General features: G+C 70.3%; 25 protein-coding genes, 1 tRNA gene and 1 pseudogene. 21 read left to right on the forward strand and 6 right to left on the reverse strand.

Annotated elements, in window-relative coordinates:
• Positions 1–25: 25 nt before the first annotated feature.
• The 9 genes from ACIHFD_RS44800 (at position 26) to ACIHFD_RS44840 (ending at position 6,747) form a co-directional block, all read left to right on the forward strand.
• Positions 26–631 carry a SurA N-terminal domain-containing protein gene (locus ACIHFD_RS44800; RefSeq protein WP_350725791.1) on the forward strand — a complete coding sequence of 202 codons (606 nt, stop codon included), beginning with the start codon at positions 26–28 and terminating at the stop codon, positions 629–631.
• A 3-nt stretch (positions 632–634) separates the two neighbouring features.
• Positions 635–1,573 carry a MazG family protein gene (locus ACIHFD_RS44805; protein ID WP_355197407.1) on the forward strand — a complete coding sequence of 313 codons (939 nt, stop codon included), beginning with the start codon at positions 635–637 and terminating at the stop codon, positions 1,571–1,573.
• Positions 1,574–1,676: 103 nt separating this feature from the next.
• A complete protein-coding gene (gene eno / locus ACIHFD_RS44810) occupies positions 1,677–2,954 on the forward strand; it encodes a phosphopyruvate hydratase (protein WP_397372119.1) in 1,278 nt (425 codons plus the stop codon).
• 133 nt (positions 2,955–3,087) lie between these two features.
• Complete coding sequence (locus ACIHFD_RS44815; protein WP_350725786.1) at positions 3,088–3,504, forward strand: septum formation initiator family protein; 417 nt, start codon at positions 3,088–3,090, stop codon at positions 3,502–3,504.
• Positions 3,494–3,982 (forward strand): DUF501 domain-containing protein, encoded by a 489-nt coding sequence (locus ACIHFD_RS44820; RefSeq protein ID WP_364242828.1) that lies wholly within the window; start codon positions 3,494–3,496, stop codon positions 3,980–3,982. Before ACIHFD_RS44815 ends, ACIHFD_RS44820 begins: the two co-directional genes overlap by 11 nt.
• The gene (locus tag ACIHFD_RS44825) at positions 3,973–4,920 is read left to right on the forward strand and encodes an exopolyphosphatase (RefSeq protein WP_397372120.1); all 948 of its coding nucleotides are present in this window, start codon (positions 3,973–3,975) and stop codon (positions 4,918–4,920) included. The genes ACIHFD_RS44820 and ACIHFD_RS44825 overlap by 10 nt, the downstream gene beginning before the upstream one ends.
• A gap of 173 nt (positions 4,921–5,093) precedes the next feature.
• Entirely contained in the window at positions 5,094–6,215 is a 1,122-nt protein-coding gene (locus tag ACIHFD_RS44830; protein WP_397372121.1) for a hypothetical protein, read from the forward strand.
• Positions 6,216–6,301: 86 nt separating this feature from the next.
• Positions 6,302–6,628 (forward strand): PadR family transcriptional regulator, encoded by a 327-nt coding sequence (locus ACIHFD_RS44835; RefSeq protein WP_355197401.1) that lies wholly within the window; start codon positions 6,302–6,304, stop codon positions 6,626–6,628.
• On the forward strand, positions 6,625–6,747 hold the full coding sequence (locus ACIHFD_RS44840; RefSeq protein ID WP_397372122.1) for a hypothetical protein: 123 nt from the start codon (positions 6,625–6,627) through the stop codon (positions 6,745–6,747). The genes ACIHFD_RS44835 and ACIHFD_RS44840 overlap by 4 nt, the downstream gene beginning before the upstream one ends.
• A 45-nt stretch (positions 6,748–6,792) precedes the next feature.
• Here the strand turns inward: ACIHFD_RS44840 and tnpA are convergent, their stop codons facing one another.
• On the reverse strand, positions 6,793–7,221 hold the full coding sequence (gene tnpA, locus ACIHFD_RS44845; protein WP_397372123.1) for an IS200/IS605 family transposase: 429 nt from the start codon (positions 7,219–7,221) through the stop codon (positions 6,793–6,795).
• Between the two features lie 53 nt (positions 7,222–7,274).
• On the opposite strand from tnpA, the gene ACIHFD_RS44850 reads away from it, so the two are divergent.
• The 9 genes from ACIHFD_RS44850 (at position 7,275) to ACIHFD_RS44890 (ending at position 14,398) form a co-directional block, all read left to right on the forward strand.
• Positions 7,275–8,558 (forward strand): RNA-guided endonuclease InsQ/TnpB family protein, encoded by a 1,284-nt coding sequence (locus ACIHFD_RS44850; protein WP_397372124.1) that lies wholly within the window; start codon positions 7,275–7,277, stop codon positions 8,556–8,558.
• 140 nt (positions 8,559–8,698) lie between these two features.
• Positions 8,699–9,493 (forward strand): uracil-DNA glycosylase, encoded by a 795-nt coding sequence (locus ACIHFD_RS44855; protein ID WP_397372125.1) that lies wholly within the window; start codon positions 8,699–8,701, stop codon positions 9,491–9,493.
• 95 nt (positions 9,494–9,588) lie between these two features.
• Positions 9,589–10,905, forward strand: coding sequence for an NAD(P)/FAD-dependent oxidoreductase (locus ACIHFD_RS44860; protein ID WP_355197395.1), 1,317 nt, complete (start codon positions 9,589–9,591; stop codon positions 10,903–10,905).
• A gap of 80 nt (positions 10,906–10,985) precedes the next feature.
• Positions 10,986–11,498, forward strand: coding sequence for an ACT domain-containing protein (locus ACIHFD_RS44865; protein ID WP_350725772.1), 513 nt, complete (start codon positions 10,986–10,988; stop codon positions 11,496–11,498).
• A gap of 16 nt (positions 11,499–11,514) precedes the next feature.
• Entirely contained in the window at positions 11,515–12,090 is a 576-nt protein-coding gene (locus ACIHFD_RS44870; protein ID WP_397372126.1) for a peptide deformylase, read from the forward strand.
• A gap of 49 nt (positions 12,091–12,139) precedes the next feature.
• Positions 12,140–12,212: transfer RNA gene (locus tag ACIHFD_RS44875), tRNA-Leu, on the forward strand.
• 519 nt (positions 12,213–12,731) lie between these two features.
• A complete protein-coding gene (locus ACIHFD_RS44880) occupies positions 12,732–13,523 on the forward strand; it encodes a Bax inhibitor-1/YccA family protein (RefSeq protein WP_397372127.1) in 792 nt (263 codons plus the stop codon).
• Positions 13,524–13,691: 168 nt separating this feature from the next.
• Positions 13,692–13,925, forward strand: a complete 234-nt coding sequence (locus tag ACIHFD_RS44885) for a DUF4287 domain-containing protein (protein WP_185068609.1) — start codon at positions 13,692–13,694, stop codon at positions 13,923–13,925.
• A 65-nt stretch (positions 13,926–13,990) separates the two neighbouring features.
• Positions 13,991–14,398 carry a PPOX class F420-dependent oxidoreductase gene (locus ACIHFD_RS44890; protein ID WP_397372128.1) on the forward strand — a complete coding sequence of 136 codons (408 nt, stop codon included), beginning with the start codon at positions 13,991–13,993 and terminating at the stop codon, positions 14,396–14,398.
• Between the two features lie 308 nt (positions 14,399–14,706).
• Here ACIHFD_RS44890 and ACIHFD_RS44895 read toward each other — a convergent pair whose 3' ends face one another.
• The 3 genes from ACIHFD_RS44895 to ACIHFD_RS44905 all read right to left on the reverse strand — a co-directional run bounded on the left by ACIHFD_RS44895 (position 14,707) and on the right by ACIHFD_RS44905 (position 18,422).
• Positions 14,707–15,921, reverse strand: a complete 1,215-nt coding sequence (locus ACIHFD_RS44895) for an acetyl-CoA C-acetyltransferase (protein ID WP_397372129.1) — start codon at positions 15,919–15,921, stop codon at positions 14,707–14,709.
• A 45-nt stretch (positions 15,922–15,966) separates the two neighbouring features.
• The gene (locus ACIHFD_RS44900; RefSeq protein WP_397372130.1) at positions 15,967–17,325 is read right to left on the reverse strand and encodes a PQQ-binding-like beta-propeller repeat protein; all 1,359 of its coding nucleotides are present in this window, start codon (positions 17,323–17,325) and stop codon (positions 15,967–15,969) included.
• Positions 17,326–17,414: 89 nt separating this feature from the next.
• Positions 17,415–18,422: an SGNH/GDSL hydrolase family protein gene (locus ACIHFD_RS44905; protein WP_355197389.1), complete on the reverse strand. Its 1,008-nt coding sequence runs from the start codon at positions 18,420–18,422 to the stop codon at positions 17,415–17,417.
• A gap of 146 nt (positions 18,423–18,568) precedes the next feature.
• Between ACIHFD_RS44905 and ACIHFD_RS44910 the strand changes: the two genes are divergently transcribed.
• The gene (locus tag ACIHFD_RS44910; protein WP_397372131.1) at positions 18,569–19,939 is read left to right on the forward strand and encodes a cystathionine beta-synthase; all 1,371 of its coding nucleotides are present in this window, start codon (positions 18,569–18,571) and stop codon (positions 19,937–19,939) included.
• Here the strand turns inward: ACIHFD_RS44910 and ACIHFD_RS44915 are convergent.
• Entirely contained in the window at positions 19,936–20,793 is an 858-nt protein-coding gene (locus ACIHFD_RS44915) for an NAD(P)-dependent oxidoreductase (protein WP_397372132.1), read from the reverse strand. The genes ACIHFD_RS44910 and ACIHFD_RS44915 overlap by 4 nt on opposite strands.
• Before the next feature lie 64 nt (positions 20,794–20,857).
• On the opposite strand from ACIHFD_RS44915, the gene ACIHFD_RS44920 reads away from it, so the two are divergent.
• On the forward strand, positions 20,858–23,956 hold the full coding sequence (locus tag ACIHFD_RS44920) for a BTAD domain-containing putative transcriptional regulator (protein WP_397372133.1): 3,099 nt from the start codon (positions 20,858–20,860) through the stop codon (positions 23,954–23,956).
• Here the strand turns inward: ACIHFD_RS44920 and ACIHFD_RS44925 are convergent.
• A pseudogene (locus ACIHFD_RS44925) lies at positions 23,879–24,985 on the reverse strand (sensor histidine kinase); the annotation flags it as partial. The gene ACIHFD_RS44920 and the pseudogene ACIHFD_RS44925 sit on opposite strands and share 78 nt — an antisense overlap.
• Before the next feature lie 108 nt (positions 24,986–25,093).
• Between ACIHFD_RS44925 and ACIHFD_RS44930 the strand changes: the two are divergent.
• Complete coding sequence (locus ACIHFD_RS44930; RefSeq protein ID WP_397372134.1) at positions 25,094–25,282, forward strand: hypothetical protein; 189 nt, start codon at positions 25,094–25,096, stop codon at positions 25,280–25,282.
• The last annotated feature ends 168 nt before the right edge of the window (positions 25,283–25,450 follow it).

Here is a 25,450-nt window from a genome sequence, read left to right on the forward strand (position 1 = left end):
GGTTTTCGGTCGGAAAGGGACGCACGTGAAGTCGATACGAGTGGCTGTGGCCGCTGCCGCGGTGGGCATCGCGCTTACCGCCTGCTCTTCCCCCATGCAGGCCGGCGCCGCGGCCGTGGTGGGCAAGGAGCGCATCTCGACGGGTCAGCTCAACAGGGACGCGGAGGCCTACAAGGCCGCGCTGAAGCAGAACAAGCTGGACGAGACGGCGCTCGGCGTGCCGGTCAGCCAGTACGTGCTCCAGCGGCTGGCCGACATCAGCGCCGCCAAGCAGCTGATGGCGCGCAACAACGTCCAGGTGACCGACAAGGAGATCGACGCCAAGCTCCAGGACCCCGGCCAGTACCAGTCGCCCCAGATCAACCTGCTGGCCCTGGGTGTCGCGCCCAGCTACGCCCGCGAGTACGCGCGCACGGCGGTCGGGATGGCCAAGCTGCAGCAGCAGGCCGGCCAGGGCGGGCTCGACAAGCTCCGCCAGGACTTCGCCTCGATCAAGACGATCTTCAACCCCCGCTTCGGTGTGGTCAACGCCAACCCGTCGCAGGAGAACCCGTCGCTGTTCGTGGACGCCGGCAGGTTCGGCAAGGCCACCCCGCAGCAGGCGCCTCAGCAGCAGCAGCCGCAGGGCTGAGCCGTGCCGCTGACCGTCGTCACCACCTCGCCCAGGGTCCCGCCGGGCCTGCTGAGCCATCAGGCCTGGCAGGTGCTGCGCTCGGGCCCGGTGCTGACCGGGTCCGCCGCGCATCCGCAGCTGCCCTACCTGGCGGAGGCGGGGGTGACGGTCGAGGTCGTGGAGCCCGACCCGCGCGGGCTGGCCGCGCGGGCCGTCGGCGAGAGCGTGGTGTGGCTCGCCTCGGCCTCCGAGAAGGAGGACGAGGAGTTCATGCGCGCGGTCGGGCACGCCGCGATCGCGCTCGAGGAGCCGCCGCTGATCGAGGTGGTGCCGGGCTCGTACGACCTGCCGGGGGCGCGGGTGCTCGACCTGGTCGCCGTGATGGACCGGCTGCGGACCGAGTGCCCGTGGGACCGCAAGCAGACGCACGAGTCGCTGGTGCCGTACCTGCTCGAAGAGGCGTACGAGGTGCTGGAGACCATCGAGCAGGGCGACTACCCGGCACTCCGCGAGGAGCTGGGCGACCTGCTGCTCCAGGTGGTCTTCCACGCGCGGGTGGCCGCGGACTTCGACATGGACGACGTGGCGGCCGGGATCGTCGAGAAGCTGGTGCGACGCCATCCGCACGTCTTCGGCTCGGTTCGCGCGGAGAGCGCCGACGAGGTCAACGACAACTGGGACGCGATCAAGGCGGCCGAGCGGGCCGCCAAGGGCCGGGAGTCGGTGCTCGACGGCGTGCCCATGGGGCAGCCCGCGCTGTCGCTGGCCGCCCAGCTGGTGCGCCGGGCCGAGCGGGCCGGGGCGCCCGACGCGCTCGCGGCGGCCGTCGGGCAGGGGGTGGCCCGGGAGCTGTTCGACCTGGTCCGCCGGGCCGCGGAGGCCGGTCTCGACGCCGAGGCCGAGCTGCGGGCGGCCGCCCGTACGTACCGGGACCGGGTGCGCGCCTGGGAATCGGCCTGACCCTGCGGTGCCCGGTTCGGTGTCTGGTGACCGTGCGGTCCCGCGTCCGGGTGTACCGATAGGCTCTGATGGCATATCGCCTTTCACTTAGGAGCGCAATCCCGTGGCTACTATCGAGGTCGTATACGCCCGCGAGATCCTCGACTCCCGAGGCAACCCCACGGTCGAGGTCGAGATCGTGCTCGACGACGGCAGCACCGGCCGCGCGGCCGTGCCGAGCGGGGCGTCCACCGGCCAGTTCGAGGCGGTCGAGCTGCGTGACGGCGGCAAGCGTTACGGCGGCAAGGGCGTGGAGAAGGCCGTCCTCGCCGTGACCGACGAGATCTTCGAGGAGATCAACGGCATCGAGGCCGAGGACCAGCGCATCATCGACCAGATCATGATCGACCTGGACCGCACGCCCAACAAGGCCAAGCTCGGCGCCAACGCCATCCTGGGCGTCTCGCTGGCCGTCGCGAAGGCCGCCGCCGACAGCGCCGACCTGCCGCTCTTCCGCTACGTCGGCGGCCCCAACGCCCATGTGCTGCCCGTGCCGATGATGAACATCCTCAACGGCGGCGCCCACGCCGACACCAACGTGGACATCCAGGAGTTCATGATCGCGCCGGTCGGGGCGGAGACGTTCCGCGAGGCCGTGCGCATGGGCACGGAGGTCTACCACGCGCTCAAGGGCGTGCTCAAGGAGAAGGGCTACGCCACGGGCCTGGGCGACGAGGGCGGCTTCGCGCCCAACCTGCCGTCCAACCGCGACGCGCTCGACCTGATCCTGGTCGCCATCGAGCGGGCCGGCTACGTGCCGGGCGAGGACGTGGCGCTGGCGCTCGACGTGGCCGCCTCCGAGTTCCACAAGGACGGCGTCTACACGATCGACGGCAAGGGCCTGTCGGCGCAGGAGCTGATCGAGTTCTACGCGGACCTGGTCGCCAACTACCCGCTCGTCTCCATCGAGGACCCGCTCGACGAGGAGGACTGGGCCGGCTGGAAGGCCATCACCGAGGCGCTCGGCGACAAGGTGCAGCTCGTGGGCGACGACCTGTTCGTCACCAACCCCGAGCGGCTGGAGCGCGGCATCAAGGAGGGCACCGCCAACGCCCTGCTGGTCAAGGTCAACCAGATCGGCACGCTGTCGGAGACCCTCGACGCCGTGGACCTGGCCCACCGCAACGGCTACAAGTGCATGATGAGCCACCGCTCCGGCGAGACCGAGGACACGACGATCGCCGACCTCGCGGTCGCGGTCAACTGCGGCCAGATCAAGACCGGCGCCCCGGCCCGTTCGGACCGGGTGGCCAAGTACAACCAGCTGCTGCGCATCGAGGAGCTCCTCGACGACGCCGCCCGCTACGCGGGTCGCGCCGCCTTCCCGCGCTTCCGGCGCTAGGTTTTTGCGAGGGAGCGCCGTCGTTTTCCTCGCCATGGAGGGAGCGAAGCGACCGGAATGGTGAGGAAAACGACGGCTCCAGGGCGACCGAGCCCGCCTCACGAAGTGAGGCCATAGGCAGGGAGTGCAGCAAATGGCGAAAAGGCCGCAGCTGACCGGGCGGGCCGCCATCCTGGCCGTCGTGGTGTGCGCGATCGCGATGAGCCTGGCCTACCCTGTCCGCGAGTACATCAGCCTGCGCCGCAGCATCGCCGAGCATCGGGCGGAGAAGGCCAGGGTCGAGGCGGAGAAGCAGACGCTGCTGGAGCGCGACCGGCAGAGCGACGATCCCAACTGGATCAAGAAGACGGCCAAGGAGCGGCTGCACTACTGCGGGCCCGGCGAGAAGTGCTACGTGGTGATGGACCAGCAGCAGATCAAGGAGCCGGCGACCGTGCAGCAGGCGCCGGCGCCGCCGCCGTGGTACCAGACGCTCTGGGAGTCGGTGGAGGCCGCCGACAAGGGCACCGGCCGCCGGGCCGTGACGGGGAAGGAAAGTGTTGGACGGTAAAGACGTCGAGACGGTGCGACTGCAGCTCGGGCGGCCGCCCAGGGGGCTGCGCGGGGTGGCGCACCGCTGCCCGTGCGGCAACCCCGACGTGGTGGAGACCGCGCCGAGGCTGCCCGACGGCTCGCCCTTCCCGACTCTCTACTACCTGACCTGCCCCAAGGCGGCCTCGGCCATCGGCACGCTCGAAGGCTCGGGGCTGATGCGGGAGATGCAGGCCCGGCTGGCCACCGATCCCGAGCTGGCCGCCGCCTACCGCGCGGCGCACGACGACTACGTCGCCAGGCGCGACGAGGCGGCGAAGGAGGAGGGCATGGAGCCGCTCCCGCGCGACATGCAGAGCACGGGCGGCATGCCGCTGCGGGTCAAGTGCCTGCATGCGCTCGTCGCGCACGAGCTGGCGGCGCCCGGGAGCAACCCGTTCGGCAGGGAGGCGCTCGACGCCCTCCCCGACTGGTGGGGTGACGGACCATGCGTGTAGCCGCCGTCGACTGCGGCACCAATTCCGTACGTCTGCTCATCGCCGACGTGGGCGACGATCTCATCGACGACGTCGAGCGGCGAATGGAGATCGTCCGCCTCGGCCAGGGCGTCGACAGGACCGGCAGGCTGGCCCCTGACGCCCTTGAGCGCACGTTCAAGGCCATGAGGGTCTACCGGGAGCTGATCGACCGGCACGGCGCCGTCAGGACCCGTGTGGTGGCCACCAGCGCGACCCGGGACGCGGCCAACAGGCAGGAGTTCGTGGACGGGGTCCGCGAGATCTTCGGGGTGGAGCCGGAGGTCGTGTCGGGGGCGGAGGAGGCCGAGCTCTCGTTCGTGGGGGCGACCAAGGGGCTGGTCCGGCTGTCGCCGGAGACCGAGATGCCGCAGGGGCCGCTGCCGCCGTACCTGGTGGTGGACATCGGCGGCGGGTCCACCGAGTTCGTGGTCGGCTCCGAGCACGCCGAGGCGGCGCTGTCGGTGGACATCGGCTGCGTGCGCCTGACCGAGCGGCACCTGAAGGACGCCGGCGACCCGCCCTCCGCGCCCGCGCTGGAGGCCGTGGTGGCCGACATCGAGGCGGCGCTCGACAGGGTCGAGGCGGAGGTGCCCGTGCAGCGGGCCCGCACGCTGGTGGGGCTGGCGGGTTCGGTGACGACGGTCGCGGGGATGGTGCTCGATCTGCCCGCTTACGACTCGGCCAGAATTCACCACTCGCGGATTTCGGCTGGACAGGTACATGAAGTGACGCGGCGGCTGCTGGCGATGACCCATGGTGAGCGTGCCGAGGTTCCGGTGATGCACCCGGGAAGGGTCGACGTGATTGGCGCCGGCGCGCTAATTCTTGACCGGATCATCCGTCGTTTCGCGTTTTCGCAGGTCGTGGTCAGTGAACACGACATTCTTGACGGTATCGCCTGGTCTATCGCCCGATAGCTGAAGAAATCCGGACATTTCAGGTCTATGGCCTGTGTTGAGCGTGCAATCAGTATTGTGGTTAGGTAAAGGGGCATTACGGGGGCTTTGCCATATTGCTGTGCACGGAAGGTGCCGGCGTGGCGACCGTTCCCGAGCGCGTCTCTTCCCTCAAAGGAATGGAGCACTCTCACATGATGTCTGTTGGGTTAGCACGTAAGGCGGCGGCGTTCGGCGCGTCCGCCGCGGTGCTGGCCGCCCTGGCCGCGGGCCTGGTCGCCAGCCCCGCCCAGGCGGCGACGGCCGCCACCACCAAGGCCGCTCCCAAGGTCTCGGTGTCGACGCCCGCGGTGTCCGCGGGCGACTACGAGGGAGCCTGCCCGGTCAAGGTCAACTTCTCGGCCAAGATCAAGGTTCCCGTCCGGGGCAAGACGGAGCTGGCCTACCGCTGGCTCCACGGCGACGGGTCCAAGGGCAAGGTCAAGGTGCTCAAGCTCTCGGGCAAGGGCACCAAGTCGGTGACGGTCAGGCAGTCCATCACCTTCAAGGAGAACGTCAAGGGCTGGGAGGCCGTTCAGGTCCTCGGTCCGAAGAAGGTCACCTCGAAGAAGGGCTACTTCTCCGTCTCCTGTGAGGAGCCGAAGGACGTGGGGCGTACGCAGCTCGACGTGTCGGTGTCCGCCCGCGCATGGGCCAGCCCCGACTCGTACTCCGGCGTCTGCACCCCCGGTGACAAGATCGACTTTGTCGGCCTGATCGAGGCCAACCGCCCGACGTGGGTTCGCTACCGCTGGATTCTCAACGGTGAAGTGGCCGACTACGGCAGGGTCAAGGTCTACGACACGCGCAAGGTCGGCTTCGGCATCTCCCCGCGTCACAGCCAGCGCGGCTGGGCGCAGCTCGAGATCCTGAGCCCCGAGGGCGCCTCCTCCAACCGGGCCTACTACAAGGTCTGGTGCAAGGACGCGGAGGCTCCGGCCCCCGCCCCCAAGGTCTCGGTTTCGGGCGCGACGGTCGCCGGTACCCGGCTTGACATGTGCAACGACGGCCGTGGCCCCGGGGTGGACTTCAAGGCCACGCTGACCAGCACCGGCCCCACCACCGTGCAGTACTACTGGGTCGTCAACGGCGTCCGTGACCACAACACGCTTGAGCGTACGGTCAACGGCAGCCTCGACGTGACCTGGGGCATCGGCGGAGCGCAGAACTCCACCAAGACGGAGGGCACCGTAGAGCTCGTCGTCACCAGCCCGAACGCCGCGTCCTCGGGCGTCGCCTCCTACTCGGCGACCTGCCCGCCAAAGGCCGCAGCCTAGGCTGATCGGACCGGGTGGCAGCCCTCGCGGGCGCCACCCGGTTTTCTCGTTGCCACTATTGTGCTTTGCACAGTAGTGTGCATTACGTGGATAGCAGCCAGCTCCTCAAGGGCGTGCTCGACCTGGCCGTGCTCGCCGTGCTCAACGAGCGCGACGGCTACGGCTACGACGTCGTGCGCCGGCTGAGGGAGGCCGGCCTGGAGGAGGTGGGCGACGCCTCGGTCTACGGCACGCTGCGCCGCCTGTTCAAGGCCGGGGCGCTGACGTCGTACGTGGTCGCCTCGGACGAAGGGCCGCACCGCAAGTACTACGGACTCAACGAGGTCGGCCGGAGCATGTACGCCACCTCGGCCAAGACCTGGACCTCGTTCTCGGCGACCATGGCATCCCTGCTCAAGGAGGGACAAGCATGACCCCCGAACAGTACGCACAGGCCGCCGAGGCCTCGTCCAACGACGGCGTCTACCAGAATGTGGGGCAGGGCCCCGGCGTTTACGCCGGGGGTGAAGGCCCACGCGGGAGTGCCCGCTAGGGGCGCGAGCGTGCCCTGACCTTTCAGGTTTGTCGGCGGCTTCACTCACACAGGTCGTTTCTGCTGCTCGATGTACTGCTCGAGCATGGTCAGCGGGGCTCCGCCGACCGATCCGGCGAAGTAGGAGCCGGACCAGAAATGATCAGCCCATAGGTGCTTGCGGACGTGGGTGCCGAACTCTTTGTGGAGCATCCGAGCCGAGACCCCCTTCAGCGAGTTGACCAGCTTGGACAGGGCGACCTTGGGGGGATAGTGGACCAGTAGGTGGACGTGGTCGTCCTCGCCGTTGAACTCGCGAAGTTCGGCCTCGAAGTCGGCACAGACCTTGCGCATGATCTGTTCACATCGGACCAGCATCGGGTCGGTGAAGGCTCCACGCCGGTATTTGGTGATGAACACCAAATGTGCGTGAAGGTGATGAACGACGTCCCGCCCGGAGCGCACATCGGGGTTTGGATTCCACCTCGGTGACATAAACCAAACGATAAGATCAGTGTGTGGAGAAGGTGAAACAGACGCGGGCGCATGTGGCCCGCCTGGAGTTGAGCGCGGCCCAGGCGGTGGTGCTGGACGGACAGGCGCACACCGCCCGCGTGCTGTGGAACCTGCTGCACGAGTACTTCACCTTCCGGCAGGTCCGGTTTCCGACGCTGAAGGAGTGCGACGCGGCGATCCGGGTGGCCCGCCATGAGATCGAGTGGATGGGGCAGCTGCCCGCTCAGGCCGCGCAAGCCGTACTGAAGACCTACCGGCAGGCGTGGGCGAACTTCTTCAACCCCGGCCACCCGGCCAAGCGCCCGACGTTCAAGAGCCGGTTGCGGTCCCGGATGGCCGTGGACGTCCCTCAGGCCCGCGACTTGCAGATCAGCCGGATCAACCGCAGGTGGGGCGCGGTGAACCTGCCCAAGGTCGGTCGGGTGAAGTTCCGGTGGACGAAAGACCTGCCCGGCCTCACCAAGGGCGGGCCACCCGGCAGGGTCACCGGGGCTCGCCTGGTGAAACAAGCCCACGGGTGGACCATCGTCTTCCGTACCGAGCTGCTCGTGTCCGCCCCTGTCGCGCACGCCGGGCCGAAGGTTGGCATGGACCGGGGCGTCACGGTCCCCCTCGCTCTGTCCAACGGGCAACACCTTCGGCACGGCTCGTGGCTCACCAGCGGGGAGAGTGAGCGGTTGTTGCGTCTGGAGCGCAAAAGCGCCCGTCAGCGTGCCACCCGCGAGAAGGGCGGCCCGGTCTCCAATCGGGTACGCCGCACCTACGACCAGATCGCCCGGCTCCGCGCGACAGCCAAGCGCCGAGCCGTCGACTGGCAGCATCAGAGCACGACCGACCTCGCGCGGCGATTCAGCGCGATCGTGGTCGAAGACCTGAACATCACCAACATGATGGCCTCGGCGTGTGGGACCGTGCAGGAGCCGGGGGTCAACGTCGCCCAAAAGCGGGGCCTGAATCGCTCGATCGCGGGCCAGGCGTGGGGCCGAACGGTGGAGTTCCTGACCTACAAGAGCGCCGATCGCGGCGGCCTGGTCGCCATGGTCCGCCCGCACGGCACCAGCCAAGAGTGTCACCGCTGCCACACCACCACTGCGGGATCACGCGAAACGCAGTCGCGGTTCGCGTGCAAGAACCTGCCGTGCGGATGGATCGGCAACGCCGATACCAACGCCGCCCGAAACCAGCTTCATCGGTACAACTCTGCCGCCGGACGGGCGGTCACAGGACGTGGAGACTCCGGGATACCGGGGCCTGTGAAGCGTCAAGCATCCTGTCCCACAGTCTCGCCCGCACCTGCGCTGCGAGCTGCTGCGTAAGCAGCACAGGAATCCTCCACATTTATGTGGAGGAGCACGTCAAAACATCAAGCCGTACGCCCACGTCGGCGCCGAGGCCGATCTGCCCGACCCCCACGCCCGGTCCGAAGCCCGCCAAGTGATCGGGCACCATCGGTGTCATGAGCTTCGTACCTCCTGGCACCGGCTGGCCGGAAGACCCGGCGACCGCTGACACCCCGGTCGCCCACGACCCCGCGGACGTGCGCCGCCTCGCCGCCACCAGTGACACCCTCGCGGAGCTCACGGCCGGACAGTCCGTCTGCCGTGCCTGTCCCCGCCTGGTGGAGTGGCGCGAGCAGGTCGCCGAGGCGAAGCGGCGCGCGTTCGCGGACGAGACGTACTGGGGCCGCCCGGTCCCCGGCTGGGGCGCCGAGCGCCCGCGGATCCTGCTGGTCGGCCTGGCCCCGGCGGCCCACGGGGGCAACCGCACCGGGCGGATCTTCACCGGCGACCGCAGCGGCGACTGGCTGTTCGCCTCGCTGCACCGCACCGGCCTGGCCGCGCAGGAGACGAGCACGCACGCCGGGGACGGGCAGCGGCTCATCGACACGCGGGTGGTGGCCTCGGTGCGCTGCGCGCCGCCCGCGAACAAGCCGCTGCCCTCGGAGAAGGCCGCCTGCTTCCCGTGGATGGCCAGGGAGGTGGCGCTGGTGGCGCCGTACGTACGGGTGGTCGTGGCGCTCGGCGGGTACGCCTGGCAGGCCGTGTGGCCCGCGCTCAAGGACGCCGGCTACGAGCTGCCGCGCTCCAGGCCGCCGTTCGGGCACGGGGCCGAGGTGGAGGTCCGCCACGCCGGCGTCCCCGTCACGCTGATCGGCTGCTACCACCCCAGCCAGCAGAACACGTTCACCGGCCGCGTGACCGCCCAGATGCTCGACGATGTCTTCACCAGGGCCAGGTCACTGGCTGTGTGACGCGTTCCACCACCCCCGGGTTGGATTCATCAAGCGCGCTTGACGTAAGCTTGTGAATGCTTTCACAAGCACTCCACGAGGGATGGGGCCTCAGGATGAACAAGCACATCTTGATCGTCGGCGGTGGATACGTCGGCCTGTACACAGCGCTTCGGCTGCAGCGCAGACTCCAGCGTGAGCTGCGCGGCGGCGAGGCACGCATCACGATCATCGACCCCCAGTCCTACATGACCTACCAGCCCTTCTTGCCTGAGGCGGCGGCGGGTAACCTCTCGCCCCGGCACGTGGTGGCCCCGCTGCGGCGGATCCTGCCCAAGGTGCGGATCCTCAACGGCAGGGTCACCGAGGTCGACCACGCCGAGCGCACCGTCACGTTCCAGCCGCCCGAGGGCGCGCCGCGCCAGGTGGCCTACGACGTGATCGTGATGGCCGCCGGATCGATCTCGCGCACGCTGCCCATCCCCGGCCTCACCGACATCGGCATCGGCTTCAAGGCCGTGGGCGAGGCCATCGCCCTGCGCAACCGCGTGCTGCACCTGCTCGACGTGGCCGAGTCGACCGACGACCCGGAGGTGCGGCGCAAGGCGCTCACGTTCGTCGTGGTCGGCGCCGGGTTCGCGGGCGTCGAGGCGCTCGCGGAGCTCGAGGACATGGCCAAGGACTCGACACGCTACTACCGCAACATCAAGCCGTCGGACCTCCGCTGGGTGCTCGTGGAGGCCTCGAACCGGGTGCTGCCCGAGGTCGGCCCCGAGATGGGCAAGTGGACCCTGGAGCAGCTGCGCGAGCGCGGCATCGACGTCAAGCTCGAGACCCGCCTGGAGTCCTGCACCGACGGGCACGTGATCCTCTCGGACGGCTCGGAGTTCGATGCGGAGACCCTCGTGTGGACCGCGGGCGTCAAGCCCAGCCCCGTGGTCAACGACAGCGGCCTGCCGCTCGACGAGCGCGGCCGGATCAAGTGCACCGCCATGCTCACCATCGCCGGCACGAACGACGCCTTCGCGGCGGGAGACGCCGCGGGGGTGCCCGACGTCACGAACCCCGGCCAGTACTGCGCCCCGAACGCCCAGCACGCCGTCCGCCAGGCCAAGGTGCTGGCCGACAACATCGTCCGCCACCTGCGTGGCCAGCAACTGGTCGAATACCGCCACAAGTATGTCGGATCGGTTGCCGGTTTGGGCCTGCATCAGGGCGTCGCCAATGTCTATGGCGTCAAGCTTCGCGGATTCCCTGCGTGGTTCATGCACCGGACCTACCATCTGTCGCGGGTGCCGACGCTGAACCGCAAGGTCCGTGTCGTCGTCGACTGGACCCTGGCCCTGTTCTTCAAGCGCGAGACGATCTCGCTGGGTGAGATGGAGCACCCGCGTGAGGACTTCAGGGCCGCAGTCGCGACGACCCGTCGCTAGCCCAGGAACGGCAAGCGCCCCGGCGAACCTCGCCGGGGCGTATTCGGCACCCCTGGTCGCAAGCGGAAGGGGTAGCACGGATGGGGCTCTCAGCGGTGACCGTGCTCGGCGTCGACCGGCCCGGCGTGATCGCCGCGGTCACCGGTTCGCTCGCCGACTGCGGAGCGAACATCCAGGACTCGACGATGACGTTGCTCGGCGGTCACGTGGCGATGATGCTGCTGGTGTCGGGCGATCTGGACTCGGCCGAGCTGCTGAAGCGTCTGTGCGCGCCCGATCTCGTGGTGACCGCCTCCGCCATCGAGGCCCAGCGGCACTTCTGCGAGGAGGGCGGCGGTCTCGGTTACGTGCTGACCGTGCACGGGCCCGACCGGCCCGGGATCATCTCGGCCATCAGCGCCGTGCTCGCCGCTGACCGAGGCAACATCACCGGGATGAGCACCAGGCTCACCGGCCGTCTCTACGTTCTGATCGCGGACGTCGAGCTACCGAAGGAGGTGGACGTGGCGGCGCTCATGCGCAGGCTGGCGGCCGTCGGCGCCGGACTCGACTCGGAGATCACCTTCCGCCCCGTCGAACCGGACCTGCTGTGAACGGGCAGGAGGACAGATGAACGGATGGGGCGGCGAGCCTTGGAGGGCGCCCGGCGGCAGTGATGTGCTCGGCGGCCGCGTGGGAACCCCGCGCGAGGTCCTCGGCGCCCCGCACCCGCTCCTGTCCGCCGCCGCCGAACCGGTCGACCCCACCGCCCCCGAGATCGTGGCCGCCGCCGCCGATCTCCTGGCCACCCTCCGCCGGGAGACCGCCACGACCGGGCTGGCCGCCCCTCAGATCGGCCTGAGCTGGCGCCTGATCGCCTTTGATGCCGGACTCCACCCCCGGAGCCGTTCGTGGGCCGGAGAGCTCGTTCTGGCCAATCCACGCCTCGCCAGAGCGTCCCACTGGGACCCGGGGCGCGAGGGCTGCACGTCCATCACGGGACTCACGGCAGATGTCCTCCGCGCCACCCGTATCACCGTACGTGGGCATTTGCCAGGTACGGGAGAGCCCGTCACCATCGAAGCGGACGCCTTCGAAGCCCGCTGCATTCAGCACCAACTCGACCATCTGGACGGTCTACTCTTCTTGGACAGAGTGCCTGGAGCCCTCTCACTTCACCGCAGACTTCACAGTTGTGACGCCTGATGCGAAGTTGTGCTCCTCTTAACCATGGTCTGTTTCGTATGATTGCGGCGCCCCCGTAGCCCAATGGCAGAGGCAAACCCCTTAAAAGGGTTGACGTGCGGGTTCGAATCCCGCCGGGGGCACTTGCCGTCTTCATCGCCTTTGGGTTCCTGACCTGGAGGTTTACCGCGATCGTCGGACGGGCCTGTTGCGGCCGATATCGAGTTGTTACGGTGTCGCGCCGCCTGCGGGCGCTTCGCCCCTGCTGGAAGGGCCTGTGGGCGCCGACGCCGGACCGGTTGAGGCCGACGTGGAGCGGCCGAGTAAGCTCAGGTGGGCGTCGTTTACTTTTCGCCTTCGGCATATTGACAACGGGCTGTCTTTCTGCCTCTCCGGGCTTCTCCCGAACGTTTCTTTCTGTGAATGCTTGACTACGCCATTACTGCCGGTCTTTTCTCGTGGACGCACAGTAAATAGGACGCGCCGAGACCCTGGGGCCGGGGCTGCGGATGATCTTGAAGGGCGAGCTCGATGACCTTGGGAACTCTGGGCCGGGCACGTTCGTTGGGAAGCTGCCGAAGTCCCGAATGAACATCGATCTAACACGTCAGTTGACCAAGGTGTCGCCGCGCCCCGTAGGCTCGGCGTCACAGGAGGCAGCGATGGAGAGCAAGAACCCCGTTTTCAGCAGGTCGCGGCAGCAGTCCGCGGGCTGGGCCGGGCCGTCCCCGACCCCCGACCAGCTGCAGAACATGTACGACGCGCCGTCGTACGCGCAACCCACTCGGCCCGCGTACCGCACCATGACGCTAGACGACGTCGTCGTGCGCGGGTTTCTCACCCTCGGGGCTCTCGTCGCGGCCGCCGCCGCGGCCTGGGTCCTCAACGTCCCGCCAGGGGTCGCCATCGGCGCCGCGGTCGTCGCGCTGATCCTCGGGCTGATCGCCTCGTTCACGCAGAGCACCAACCCGGCGCTCATCCTGGGGTACGCCGTCTTCGAGGGCGTGTTCCTGGGCAAGATCAGCTCCGTCTTCGAGGGCATGATCAGCGGCATCGTGCTGCAGGCCGTGCTCGGCACGGCGTTCGCGTTCGGCGCGGTGCTGACGGTCTACTCGTTGCGGATCATCCGCGTCACACCCAAGCTCGTGAAGTTCGGCCTCGCGGCCGGCATCGCGGCGCTCGGGCTGCTGCTCGTCAACCTGGTCCTCGGCTTCTTCGTCGACGGCGGCCTCGGCCTGCGCACCGACAGCCCGATCGGCTGGGCGTTCAGCATCGTCATGATCCTGATCGGCTGCTTCTTCCTGCTGCTCGACTTCGACTCGATCGAGCAGGGCGTGCGGGAGGGGGCGCCGGAGAAGTTCGCCTGGCAGTGCGCGTTCGGCCTGACGCTGAGCCTCGTCTGGATCTACCTCGAGGTGCTGCGGTTCGTCAGCTATTTCACCAGTAGTGACTGATCGTTAACGTCTGCGTCACCCCCGAGGGCTCCGCCGTTCCGGCGGGGCCCTCTCCTTGTGTGACCGAAAATCTACGTGCCGTCACAAAATGATGCCTGGTTGGGGGCTTGCCATTCGGACGCTGGTGTTGCAGGGTCGAGCAAAGGACCCTTATTCGCGGAGGTGCCCATGTCCTTGAACCACTCACCGGAGACGCAGACGAAGCTGATCGCAAGAGTCCCGTCCATAACGGGGCGCGAACTCCCAGAGTGGTTCCAAGCCATCGACAACGGCCCGGCTTTCCTGAGGTGTGACGAGCGGGCCAACTGGCTTGCCGACGAGCACGGGCTATCCCACGGCTACGCCGCCGCGATCGTGCACGAACACGAGCGGCACCGCCGTAACCGCATGGGCTTCATCTAAGCCCATCCATCCTCGCGCCCGTGCCCCAGGCGCGGGCGCGTCCTCATGGGCGTCATCATGAGGAGATGGACCTCGACAAGGCACTCGCCTTCCTCCGCACCCACCACCGCGCCGTCCTGCTCACCAGGCATCGCGACGGGCGCCCGCAGATGTCCCCGGTGACCGCCGGCGTCTCGGGCGGCCAGGTCATCGTCAGCACCCGCGAAACGGCCGCCAAGGTCCGCAACGCCCGCCGCGACCCGCACGTCTCGCTGTGCGTCTTCACGGACGGTTTCTACGGCGAATGGATCCAGGTGGACGGGACGGCCGACATCCAGTCGCTCCCGGACGCCATGGAGGGCCTGGTCTCGTACTATCGCGACATCTCCGGCGAGCACCCGGACTGGGACGACTACCGCGCCGCCATGACCCGCGAACGCCGCGTCCTCCTCCGCATCACCCCCCACCACGCCGGCCCGGACACCCACGGCTGACCATCCCGACCACCTCCCGCGGCGCTCGGGCCCCCGGTCGGCGGGGCGTCGTGCGGTGGTGCCCGGCGCAAGCCGGGCGGTGGGCAAGGTGGGGGAGCGTAGCCGGGCAACCATGGGCTCGCGTAGCGGCGCTCAGCCGGTGAAGGGTCAGCGGCCGTTTCCCTGGAGGGGCCCTGCTCATGGTCGCGCTCGCACGGGGCTCCGCTGGTCACGCAAGCTGCCGTTCTCCGCCCCAGGCTCGCCGCTCCGTCAGCCGGAGTACGGCGGGTGGTTGCCCGGGCAGCGCGTAAAAAATGGATGGGAAGTGGTCAGAGGCGTTCGAGGATCATGGCCATGCCCTGGCCGCCGCCCACGCACATCGTTTCGAGCCCGATGCTCTTGTCGTGGTGCTGCAGGCTGTTGATCAGCGTGGACGTGATCCGCGCCCCCGTCATCCCGAACGGATGCCCCACCGCGATCGCCCCGCCGTTGACGTTGAGCCGGTCCAGCGGGATCCCCAGATCCCGGTAGGACGGGATCACCTGGGCGGCGAACGCCTCGTTGATCTCCACGAGGTCGACGTCCTCGATCGCCATCCCCGCCCGCGAGAGCGCCTGCTTCGAGGCCTCCACCGGCCCCAGCCCCATGATCTCCGGGGACAGCCCGGTGACCCCGGTCGAGACGATCCGGGCCAGCGGCGTGATCCCGAGTTCGGCGGCCTTGACGTCGCTCATCACGATCACGGCCGCCGCCCCGTCGTTCAGCGGGCAGCAGTTGCCGGCGGTCACGGTCCCGTCGGGCCGGAAGACCGGCTGGAGGGTGGAGACCTTCTCGTACGTCGTCCCCGCCCGAGGCCCGTCGTCCTTCTCCACCACCGTCCCGTCCGGCAGCGTCACCGGCGTGATGTCCTTGGCCCAGAACCCGTCGGCCAGCGCCTTCTCGGCCAGGTTCTGCGAGCGCACCCCGAACTCGTCCTGCTCCTGGCGGGTGACCCCCTTGAGCTGGGCGAGGTTCTCGGCGGTCTGTCCCATCGCGATGTAGATGTCAGGGACGACGCCGTCCTCGCGCGGGTCGTGCCACACCTTCCCGCCCTCGCCGAAGGACTTGGTACGTGCCAGGGCGTCCAGGAAGACGGGGTTGTGCGTGTCGGGCAGCGAGTCGGAGTTGCCCTTCGTGAACCGGGACACGGTCTCCACCCCGGCCGACACGAACACGTCCCCCTCGCCCGCCTTGATCGCGTGGAAGGCCATCCGCGTGGTCTGCAGCGACGAGGAGCAGTAGCGCGTCACGGTCGTGCCGGGCACGTTGTCCAGCCCGAGCATCACCGACACCACCCGGGCCATGTTGAACCCCTGCTCGCCCCCGGGCAGCCCGCACCCCAGCATGATGTCGTCGATCGACGAGGGATCGAGCTGGGGCACCTTGGCCAGCGCCGCCTGGATCATCTGCACGGTCAGGTCGTCGGGGCGGATCTCCTGGAGCGAGCCCTTGAAGGCCCGGCCGATCGGGGAACGCGCGGTCGCGACGATGACTGCCTCGGGCATGGCCCCTCCTTTGTCGGGTGCTACAGATAGAACTATATTCCGGTCCTATCCATACATGCCGGGCGCGGTGGAGGTTTGGTCGTTGATGGCGTGGATGGCCCCCTTCTCGTCGCGCCACAGCCGCCACCCGTCCTGGCTGCCGGTGAACCAGGGAGGCGGCACGACCGCACCCTTGACCTGCTTGCCGGTGGCGAGGTCGTACTCGCAGACGGCCGCCGTCGAGTAGAAGCCCGGCGCCTGCCCGCGCAGCGGCAGCGGCTTGGGGTCGGTCACGCAGAAGGACCAGCCGTGCTGCTCCTCCACCGGCACCGGCTTGCCCGAGACCAGGTCGAACGCCGTGCCCTTGGCGTCGTGCTTGAGGAAGCCCAGCTTGTCCATCCGGTCGGGGAAGGCCAGCCACCAGCCGGACCCGGGCACGTCGGCCGCGGTGACCTGCCCGACCACCCGGCCGCTCTCCGAGTCCAGCCGGGCGAAGCCGCCGTAGGCCCCCTGGCGGTCGACGGGGCGTACGACGGGGGCGTAGCCGGGGCTGCCGCTCGGATAGACGCGTACGACCGAGGGCCGCATCCAGTTGATCGTCCCGTTGGGGATCTTGACGGAGAAGAGGCCGAAGGCGGAGACCTTCTTCGTCTGGGGGTTCGTGTAGGGGGCGACATAGCCGACCAGATTGTCGCCGGTCGCCCCGAACGCCCACCCGCCCGACATGTCGATCCCCGGGCCGAGCGCCTGCTCGATCGGCTGCTGCCACTGCAGCTTGCCGGTCTTGAGCTCGTACGACTCGATCATGGGGCTGGCGGCCAGCCTGAGCAGCAGGACCCGGCTCGGGTCGGACCACTCCACCTCGGAGATCCCCGGCAGCTTCCACAGGGTCTTCCCGGTGGCCGGGTCGAGCACCACCATGCGGGCCTTGGCCAGGGCCGTGTGCTCCGACACGCAGACGTACGGCCCGCACCGCTGCGGCCCGAACGTCGAGTGCACCGGCCTGCTCCACTTCTGCGCCCCCGAGCGGGCGTCGCGGGCGATGAGCGTGGCGTTCCAGTGGCCGCTCTTGGCCGGGTCGAGCGCGACGACCACGCCCTGGCCCGGGGACGTCTCGACGACCGCCGGGGCCGAGACACCCATGCCGGGCAGGCGGCCGGCGATCGTGGCCGGGTAGGACCACAGCCGCTTGCCGTCCCGCAGGCCGACGGCGACGGTCTCCAGCGAGCCGTCGGGCTTCATGGAGGTGGCGGCGACGACCCCGCCCGCCACCGCCATCCGGCTGACGGCGTTGACCTGGGTGTTCTGCCAGGTCGGGAAGTTCGGGGTGGTGGCCGCGTCGCTGCCGGAGCAGGCGGCCGCGGAGAGGACTCCGACGAGGGTTCCGGCGAGGGCTACGGTCGGTTTCCAGAGGGGTCGCTGCACGGGCAATCCACTCCAAAGGGGACGAGGAGTGGCGACGCGGGCGCGCAGAGTAACCGACACTGGCACTCGGCGGGCCTTGACGGGGGACGTCAGGCGTCGTCGAGCGTCTCGCCGAGCCGGGACGTCAGACGCCGGGCGTCGTTGAACGTCTCGCCGAGCCGTCGGCGGAACAACGTCGCCCACTTTCCGTGCAGGCCCGTCGCCCGTCCGTCGACCCGGGTCGCGGTGACCTCGGTGCCGGGCTCCTCCGCGGCCGTAGCCGCCGCAAGGTAGATCGGTTGTAGTGCTTCGCCGCGTGCGGGGCGCGGCTCAGGCCACAGCCCCAACGCAGCGCACACTGACGGTAGCACCGCGTAAGCGGCCTGCGCGTAACCTCGGGCAGATGGATGGAAACGATCCGGTCCGAACATTTCTGCCGGATTTGTTGCGAACTCGGGGCCCAGGAGGTCGGCGAACGCCACCGTACGGCCGCCCGCGTCCACCACCGCCACCGTCTGCGCCGCGGCGAGCTGGCGGCTCCACCGCCGCGCCACCCAGCGCAGCGGCTGCCCGATCGGCCGCACCGTGCCGAGGTCGGGACAGGTGCCCACGACCACCTCGACCCCCGCGTCCCGCAACCGCCGCACGGCTTTGGCCAGATGGCGTACGGCGACGGCGGGCGGCGTCTGCGTGATGATGTCGTTGGCCCCCACGAAGATCACCGCGATGTCGGTCTCCATGGCCAGGGCCTTGTCCACCTGGTCGCCCAGCTCGGACGAGGGCGAGCCCGACTTGCCGACGACGAGCAGGTGTACCGGGCGTTCGGCGACCGAGGCCAGGCCGTGCGCGAGCAGCGCGCCGGGGGTCTGGGCGGGGTCGGTCATGCCGAGCCCGACCGACGTGGAGTCGCCGAGCATGGCGATCTTGAGCGGCTCGCCGGGAAAGTCACCGTACGTGCCGTCGGAAGGCGGCCCGTCCAGGCCGTGCGGTTGCCCGATGGCCCGGCGCGCGAGCAGCCCTTCGGCGACCAGCAGCCCGTACGCCGTCGCGCCGAGGGCCGTAAGCCCGCCACCTCCGAGCGCCGCGGCCGTGGCGATCTTGCGTGCCGCGCGCGCCATACCAGCTGGCCAGACCACCGTACGTGCCCTCCTAGTCGAACTCAGCGGTAGCGTTTGCTTGAAAACTAGCCGAGTGCCGGCCACCCCCACTGGATCTCGGCCACTGGCAAGCTGACCAAGCTTCGGTAAAGAAGGTGAACACCGCGGTGCGCGTTTACGATTCCCTGGTTGATCTCATGGGGAACACTCCGCTCGTCCGGCTGCACAAAGTCAACGCGGGGTTGTCCGCACAGGTGCTGGCCAAGGTCGAATATTTCAACCCGGGCGGCTCGGTCAAGGACCGCATCGCCGTACGGATGATCGAGGCCGCGGAGGCGTCCGGCGAGCTGCGTCCGGGAAGCGTGATCGTCGAGCCGACCTCCGGCAACACGGGGGTGGGCCTGGCGATCGTGGCCCAGCAGAAGGGTTACCGGTGCCTGTTCGTGGTGCCGGACAAGGTGGCCCAGGACAAGATCTCGGTCCTGCGGGCCTATGGGGCCGAGGTCGTGGTCTGCCCGACCGCCGTCTCGCCCGACCATCCCGACTCGTACTACTCGGTCTCCGACCGGCTGGCCCGCGAGGTGCCGAACGCCTGGAAGCCCGACCAGTACTCCAACGTCAACAACCCCGACTCCCACTACCACTCGACGGGTCCGGAGATCTGGGAGCAGACCGAGGGCCGGATCACCCACTTCGTCGCGGGCATCGGCACCGGCGGCACCATCAGCGGCACCGGCCGCTATCTCAAGGAGGTCTCCGGCGGCCGCGTGAAGATCATCGGGGCCGACCCGGAGGGCTCGGTCTACTCCGGCGGCACCGGCCGGCCGTACCTGGTGGAAGGGGTGGGCGAGGACATCTGGCCCGCCACGTACGACACCAAGATCTGCGACGAGATCATCGCGGTGTCCGACAAGGACTCCTTCACCATGACCCGCAGGCTCGCCCGCGAGGAGGGGCTGCTGGTCGGCGGCTCCTGCGGGATGGCGGTCGTGGCGGCGCTGCGGGTGGCGGCCACGGCCGCGCCCGACGACGTGATCGTCGTGCTGCTTCCCGACGGCGGGCGCGGCTACCTGTCCAAGATCTTCAACGACGACTGGATGGCCGACTACGGCTTCCTGACCACGTCGTCCGAGGAGGGGCTGGTCGCCGACGTGCTGGCGCGGAAGGGAGCGGGGCTGCCGGAGTTCGTGCACGCGCATCCGCACGAGTCGGTGGGCACGGCCATCTCGATCATGCGGGAATACTCGGTGTCCCAGCTCCCGGTGATGAAGGAGGAGCCGCCGGTCATGGCGGCCGAGGTGGTCGGCTCCATCGTCGAACGCGACCTCCTCGAAGCCCTCTACCACGGCAGACTCTCCTCCGACGACCAGATCGGTGATCACATGTCGGCGCCACTACCCATGATCGGCAGTGGTGAACCTGTGGCCCGTGCGGTCGAAGCGCTGGAGAAGGCCGATGCGGCCGTTGTGCTGGAAGACGGCAAGCCCTCGGGCATGATCACCCGCCAGGACCTGCTCGCCTTCCTCGCCAATCACTAGGGCTTTCGGATCGACTCGATCACGGTGCCGAGCCCCTCGTGGCCCCGGCCCTCGGCGTCGGCGCGCTCGAACAACGCCTTGAGCGCGCCCGGGACCGTGGTCTCCAGCCCGGCGTCGGCCAGCGCCTCCACGGCGTGGCCGATGCCGACGGCCTGCATGTGCAGGGAGTTCAGCTCGCCCGGATACTTCCCGGCCGCGAACTCCTCGGCCAGGATCTTGGCGTACCCCATGGGTCCGTCACCGCCCAGCTGGGTGAACAGGTCCCGGGCGAACGGCAGGAACTCCGCCGGCGCGGTCCCCGCCGTGCGCAGCATCGCCATGGCGTGCATGAAGCTGGTCAGGCTCGACCAGAAGATCAGGAGCTGGGCCTGGTAGTACATCATCGCCAGCGCCCGGTCCGCCCCGACGTAGGTGACCTCGCTCAGCGCCTCCAGCGTCCCGGCGTGCCGGTCGAGGACGTCCTTGGGGCCGCTGTAGAAGGTGTACGCGCCCGGCTGCCCGATCCCCGGCGGCGGCACCATGATGCCCGCCGTGATCAGCGTGCCGCCGCGCTCCTCCACCCACCGGGCCGCTCGGCGCAGCGCCTCCGGGGTGTCGGAGCTGAGGTTGACCACCACCTTCCCGTCCAGCCCGGCGTCGCCGAAGCTGTCGTACATCGCCTGGTAGCTGATCTGGCTGACCACCAGCAGGTCGCCGTCCGCCGCGCTCGCCGCCTGCCTGGCGCCCTGGGCGACCAGCGGTGCCGTCCTGCTCGCCGTACGGTTCCAGACCGCCACCTCGTGCCCGGCGGCCAGGAACGTCTCGGCCATCTTCGAGCCCATCGGGCCCATTCCCACGACTGTCACTTGACTCATGCCCGACACCCTCGGACACGCCGCTACGGAAATCCTTCCGCCCCGCCACGGGTTGAGTACTGACGTGGTGCGATTCGGGGTGCTGGGACCGCTGGAGGTCCGGGCCGAGGACGGCAGGCCCGTCCCGGTGGCCGAGCCCAAAGTACGCGCGCTCCTGGCCGACCTGCTGGCGCACGGGGGCGGGCCGGTCTCGGCGGACCGGCTGATCGACGACCTCTGGGGCGCCGCGACCGGCCGCAACCCGGTCGGCACCCTCCAGGCCCGCGTCTCCCAGCTGCGCCGGGCCCTCGGCGACCCCGGCCTGGTCGTGCACGGGCCCGCCGGATACCGGCTGGCCGCCCACGACTGCGACGCCGGGCGATTCCGCTCCCTCGTGGAGCGCCGGTCCCCTGATCCGCGCACGCGCGCGGCCGAGCTGGAGCAGGCGCTGGCGCTGTGGCGCGGGCCCGCGTACGCCGACTTCGCCGACGCCGCCTTCGCGCTCCCGGAGGCCGCGCGCCTGGAGGAGACGCGCCTCGCGGCCCTGGAGGAGCAGGCGGAGGTACGCCTGGAGCTGGGCCGGCCCGTGGACCTGGGCGACCTGGTGGCCCGCCACCCGTTGCGCGAACGGCTGGTCGCCGCCCACATGACGGCGCTCTACCGGGGCGGGCGGCAGAGCGAGGCCCTGGCCGCCTACGAGGGCCTGCGCAGGCGGCTGGGGGAGGACCTGGGGCTCGACCCGTCGCCAGCGCTGGCCGATCTCCACCAGGCCATCCTGCGCCAGGACCCCGGCCTGACGCCGGCCTCCTCGGTGGCGCCCGCCACCAACCTGCCCGCGCCGCTCACCGACCTGGTCGGCCGGGAGGGGGAACTGGCCGACGTCCGTGCGCTGCTCGCCGCCTCCCGCCTGGTGACCCTCACCGGGCCGGGCGGCGTCGGCAAGACCAGGCTCGCCCTGGCCGCCGCCGCCGACGCGGGGCCGGACTTCCCCGACGGGGTGTGGCTGGCCGAGCTGGCGGGGGCGGCCGAGCCCGCCGAGGCGGTCGCGGCCGTGCTCGGCGTGCGGGACGACGACGCCGCCCCGCTCGCGCCCAGGCTGGCAGGAGCGCTGGCGGGCAAGCGCATGCTGCTCGTCCTCGACAACTGCGAGCACCTGGTGGAGCAGGCGGCCGAGCTGGCCGCCGCCCTCCTGCGCACCGCCCCGGGGCTGCGCGTGCTGGCCACGAGCCAGGAGCCGCTGGGCGTGACGGGCGAGTCCGTACGCGCGGTGCCGCCCCTGCCCGAACCCGAGGCCGTACGGCTCTTCACGGCCCGGGCGAACGTCCCGCCGAGCGAGACCGTGGCCACCATCTGCCGGCGCCTCGACGGCATCCCGCTGGCGCTCGAACTGGCCGCCACCCGTGTACGCGCCCTCGGGGTGCGGGAGCTGGCCGACCGGCTGGACGACCGGTTCAGGCTGCTCAGCGCGGGCATGCGGGACGCGCCGGCGCGGCAGCGCACGCTCCGGGCGATGATCGACTGGAGCTGGGAGCTGCTGAGCGAACCCGAGCGCGTCGTGCTGCGGCGCCTGGCCGTGCACGCCGACGGGTGCACGCTGGACGCGGCCGAGGAGGTGTGCGCCGAGCCCGGCGTGGACGTGCTCGACACCGTGGCCAGGCTGGTCGACCGGTCGCTGGTGGTGCGCGTGGCCGGGCCGCGCTACCGGCTGCTGGAGTCCGTGACGGCGTACTGCGTGGAGCGGCTGCGCGAGGCGGGCGAGTACGACGCGATCAGGGAGCGCCACGCCCGCCACTACACGGCCCTGGCCGAACGGGCGGACCTCAAGGGGCCCGGGCAGCGGGAATGGCTCGCCCGGCTCGACGCCGAGAGCGCCAACCTCCGGCTCGCCCTCGCGGGACCGGAGCCGCTGCGCCTGGCCAACGCCCTGGCCTGGTACTGGTTCCTGCGCGGGCGCCTGCGCGAGGCCCGCCGCTCCCTGTCGGCGGCCCTGGGGACGCACACCGCCTCCGGGGCGGAGGCGGCGCGGGCGTCGGTCTGGCTGGCCGGGATCGAGCTGCTGATCGGCGAGCCCGCCTCGCCGGTCCGGCGGGCCGAGCTCGACCCGGCGGGCGCGGCGCTGGCCGACTGGTTCCTGAGCCACGTCCGGTGGGCCTACGGCGACCGGCGGGCGCACGAGGTGGCTGCGGAGCGAGCGCTGGCGGCCTACCGGGAGCTGGGCGATCGGTGGGGTGTGGCGGCGGCGCTCTGCCTGCGCGGGAAGCTCGCCGTCGTCCGGGGCGACCTGGCGGCCATGGAACGCGACGGCGAGCGGGGCCTGGCGCTCTTCAGGGAGCTCGGGGACGAGTGGGGGCAGATCGAGGCCATGGACGTGCTCGACCGGGCGGCGGAGATCCGCGGCGACTACGCCAGGGCCGCCCGGCTGCGGGAGGAGGCGCTGCGGCTGGCGGAGGAGCTGGGGTTCGAGGTGTCGTTCAGGGTGGCCGCGCTGGGCCGGATCGCGATGTTGTCCGGCGACTACGGGCGGGCCGACGACCACCACGAGCGCGCCAGGCGGCTGGCGGTCGAGCAGTCGTACAAGTCCGCCGAGGAGAACGCCGTGCTCGGCCTGGCCCTGAGCGCCCGGCGGCAGGGCAGGTACGAGGAGGCGGAGTCGTACCTGCTGTCCCTGCTCGACTGGCTGCGGCAGGTGCGGGGGACGCCCGGGATCGCGTTCGTCATGGCGGAGCTGGGCTTCGCGGCCGAGCAGCGCGGAGCCGCGGCGCTCGCGCTGGCCAGGCATCGCGAGGGGTACGAGGCCGCGCGGGCGAGCGGCGATCCCCGGGCGGTCGCGCTGGCGCTCGAGGGCCTGGCGGGCGCCATGTCGCTCGACCTGTCGCTCGACCAAGGGGGCAGGCCCGTGGAGGCGGCCAGGCTGATCGGGGCGGCCACGGCCATGCGGGCGGCGGCGGGGGCGCCCCTGCCGGTGGGCGAGCGGCTGGACGTGGAGCGGATCGGCGGGCGGCTGCGGGCCGTCCTGGGCGGCGAGGCGTTCGAGCGGGCCCTACGGGAGGGGGAACTCGGCGACCACCTCCCAGGCGCCCTCGGCGGACGGGCCCGCGTAGAGCCTGCCGCCCAGCGCCTCCACCCGCTCGGCCATCCCGACCAGCCCGAACCCGCCGCCGAGGCGCGACACCTTCGGATCTGACCCCGACCCGAAGTTCCGCACCCGCAGTACCACCACCCTCTCGAAGCGCCGCAGACCCGCCTCGACCCAGGCGGTACGGGAGGCGTGCTTGCGGATGTTGGTCAGCGACTCCTGGAGCACCCGGTGCAGGGTTGTCATGACCTCGGGCGGCAGCGTGCGATCGTCCAGCCCCTGCCCGATCTCGAACGCCACCTTCGGCCCTTCGGCGGAGAACCGCTCGGTCAGCATCCGCAGGTCGGCCAGCGTGACGCCGGGTTTGCGGGCCGCGTCGTCCTCGGTGCGCAGCACCGTGACCATGCGCCGCATCGAGGTCAGCGCCTCCGACCCGGCCGTGGCGATCGCGTCGAGCGCGGGCGCCACCGCCTCCGGCTTGGTCTCGGCGACCGTACGCGCGGCCTGGGCCTGGACCACGATGCCCGTGATGTAGTGGGCGACCAGGTCGTGCAGCTCCCTGGCGAGTTCGAGGCGTTCGGCCCGCCGTACCGAATAGACGGCCTCCGTGCGGCGCTCCTGCTGGAAGCGGAGGTAACCGCCGACCCCGGCCGCCGTCGACCACCCCGCGAACAGCAGGAACGAGAACGCCAGCCCCGAGTCGTTGTACTTGCGCCCGACGGCCTCGGCCAGCAGCACGATCAGGCCCACGCACGCGAGCACGGCCGCCCGCCGCACCGGCTCCACGTGCCGCAGCACGCCGATGATCAGGATGAGCAGCGATCCCGTCTCCGCCATGCCGGGCACGCCCCGCAGCTCGGTGCTGCCGATGACGATCGACACGCTGAACGACAGGGCCAGCATGATGCTGAACCCCTCGATCCGGTAGCGGCGCCGCAGCACCACGGCCGCGATGCCGGCCGCGCCGCAGAACGGCACGAGCCACTGGACGCCTCCGGTGACGCCGGCCAGCACGAGGTCGAGCAGCAGCATCATGCCCAGCCAGCCGATCATCGCGATCTCGCTCAGCCGCCGGATCCAGTACACGATGCGCTTGCTCTCCACCACGGCCTCGAGCCTAGGCCGGAAGTCGGACATCTCGTATCAGCCGTTCGGCCGAGAGGGGTGGCAGGAGACCAGTCCTTCAGCGGAGGCGGGAGCCATGGGGTGTCGCCGATGCTGGGAGATGTCGGAAGGGGACAGGAAATGGTTGCCATCGGATTCGTGCTGCTGGGTCTCGGGCTGCTGGTGGGGGTGCTGCTCGCGCTGGCCGACCCGGTGCTGCTCTCCCGCATCAACGGGGAGCCCGCGGAAGGCGGCAGCGGCCGGTTCATCGAGGCGGATGTCGTACGGCTCCGGCCTCGCTCAGAGGGCCACGAGTTCAGGGCGGCCTGAGGACCCGGCTCGCGCGGGCATGGTGCGCGAGCCATCGCGGGGGCCGTTGGGGGACGGTGCCCGCGAGCGGGGGGGGGGGGGGGGGGGGGGGGGGGGGGGGGGCGCGGGGGGTAAATGTGGGGGGGGTGTGGAGGGGTTTTTTAGGAGGGGTGGCGCACGCCGGAAGGA

The sequence above is a fragment of the Nonomuraea sp. NPDC051941 genome, assembly GCF_044593615.1.

Bases quoted from the DNA above. Each gene is read 5' to 3' on its own strand.
- ACIHFD_RS44815 (WP_350725786.1), top strand. From the start codon at position 3,088: ATGGCGAAAAGGCCGCAGCTGACCGGGCGGGCCGCCATCCTGGCCGTC.
- ACIHFD_RS44825 (WP_397372120.1), top strand. From the start codon at position 3,973: ATGCGTGTAGCCGCCGTCGACTGCGGCACCAATTCCGTACGTCTGCTC.
- ACIHFD_RS44830 (WP_397372121.1), top strand. From the start codon at position 5,094: ATGATGTCTGTTGGGTTAGCACGTAAGGCGGCGGCGTTCGGCGCGTCC.
- ACIHFD_RS44840 (WP_397372122.1), top strand. From the start codon at position 6,625: ATGACCCCCGAACAGTACGCACAGGCCGCCGAGGCCTCGTCCAACGAC.
- tnpA (WP_397372123.1), bottom strand. From the start codon at position 7,221: ATGTCACCGAGGTGGAATCCAAACCCCGATGTGCGCTCCGGGCGGGAC.
- ACIHFD_RS44855 (WP_397372125.1), top strand. From the start codon at position 8,699: ATGAGCTTCGTACCTCCTGGCACCGGCTGGCCGGAAGACCCGGCGACC.
- ACIHFD_RS44860 (WP_355197395.1), top strand. From the start codon at position 9,589: ATGAACAAGCACATCTTGATCGTCGGCGGTGGATACGTCGGCCTGTAC.
- ACIHFD_RS44865 (WP_350725772.1), top strand. From the start codon at position 10,986: ATGGGGCTCTCAGCGGTGACCGTGCTCGGCGTCGACCGGCCCGGCGTG.
- ACIHFD_RS44870 (WP_397372126.1), top strand. From the start codon at position 11,515: ATGAACGGATGGGGCGGCGAGCCTTGGAGGGCGCCCGGCGGCAGTGAT.
- ACIHFD_RS44880 (WP_397372127.1), top strand. From the start codon at position 12,732: ATGGAGAGCAAGAACCCCGTTTTCAGCAGGTCGCGGCAGCAGTCCGCG.
- ACIHFD_RS44885 (WP_185068609.1), top strand. From the start codon at position 13,692: ATGTCCTTGAACCACTCACCGGAGACGCAGACGAAGCTGATCGCAAGA.
- ACIHFD_RS44890 (WP_397372128.1), top strand. From the start codon at position 13,991: ATGGACCTCGACAAGGCACTCGCCTTCCTCCGCACCCACCACCGCGCC.
- ACIHFD_RS44895 (WP_397372129.1), bottom strand. From the start codon at position 15,921: ATGCCCGAGGCAGTCATCGTCGCGACCGCGCGTTCCCCGATCGGCCGG.
- ACIHFD_RS44905 (WP_355197389.1), bottom strand. From the start codon at position 18,422: ATGGCGCGCGCGGCACGCAAGATCGCCACGGCCGCGGCGCTCGGAGGT.
- ACIHFD_RS44915 (WP_397372132.1), bottom strand. From the start codon at position 20,793: ATGAGTCAAGTGACAGTCGTGGGAATGGGCCCGATGGGCTCGAAGATG.
- ACIHFD_RS44930 (WP_397372134.1), top strand. From the start codon at position 25,094: ATGGTTGCCATCGGATTCGTGCTGCTGGGTCTCGGGCTGCTGGTGGGG.